This window comes from Alcanivorax sp. HI0083 (assembly GCF_001635175.1).
On sequence record NZ_LWFX01000240.1, the window covers coordinates 1 to 950 of the forward strand.

Sequence of the window (950 nt, forward strand, 5' to 3'; positions counted from 1 at the left end):
TTCAAAGATTGTTTCTGTTTCCCTTTTCAACTTTTCACTTTGAACTTTCAACAGAGTTTCGCGGGCAGGGCGGTCACGGTGTGGCACTGTCCCAACCCGCGTTGCAGCTTGATGCTTGTAGCTTCCCGCGTTCTTTTACCTCAACTCTTTTTCCCAGATTAGATCGATGCTGTTCGATTCACTGCTGGAGCGGGCCTCAAGGTGCAGGCTGCGAGTCAGGGTATAGCGCAGGATGACGGTGGAAATGGCGTCGAACAGGCCCACCGCGTAGGTGAGATACAACCGTTCGGACAGCTGTTTGCCGAGCATCAGTGCCGCGTCGTCGCTTTCCCAGTCGCTACCCACGCTGATGTCATCCACACCGAGTTTATCGCCGATTTTTTCGGTAACACCGCTGCCTTTTTCCAGCCCGTATAACGCCAGGGCCTGGGCAATTTGGTTGCCCTCGCTCTTGGAGCCACTTTCCAGTGGGCGCCCGGTGAGCAGGTAAGACATGGCCTGGCTTTGTTCCATGCCGGGATCGGAAAACAGAGATGCACTGGGTTCTTGCAGGGTGCCACTTAACTGCACACCCACCACTACGCCTTCGCTGGGGATTTTTCGGATGGCGCGAATATCCAGGCCGGGGTTGTCCGGTGGCCCCTGGAATATTAGCTGGCCGTCGCTGATGGCCAGATTCTGCCCGTAAGCCCGGTAACGCCCTTCACGAATCACCAGCTCGCCATTGAGTTGCGGTGGCCGCTGGGGTTTCTGCTCAACCTGCAGGGTGCCGCCGNGCATGGCGTCGAGCCCGAAACCCTTGAAGTGAACCTTGTCGCCTAGTGTCAGGGTCACATCCATGCCCAGTGGCAGTTGGCTGGGGCTGTCCCCTTCCTGATGGACCAGCACCTGATCGTTGCTGACGGTGATGGCGCCTTCCGGAATTTCCACTGGGCGGATTTCGGCTTCCG

General features: G+C 57.5%; 1 protein-coding gene. It reads right to left on the bottom strand.

Translation table 11 applies throughout. From position 1 onward, the window contains the following. Positions 1 to 135: 135 nt before the first annotated feature. On the bottom strand, positions 136 to 950 hold an 815-nt coding region (locus A3754_RS02615), incomplete at its 5' end, for a translocation/assembly module TamB domain-containing protein (protein ID WP_197468398.1).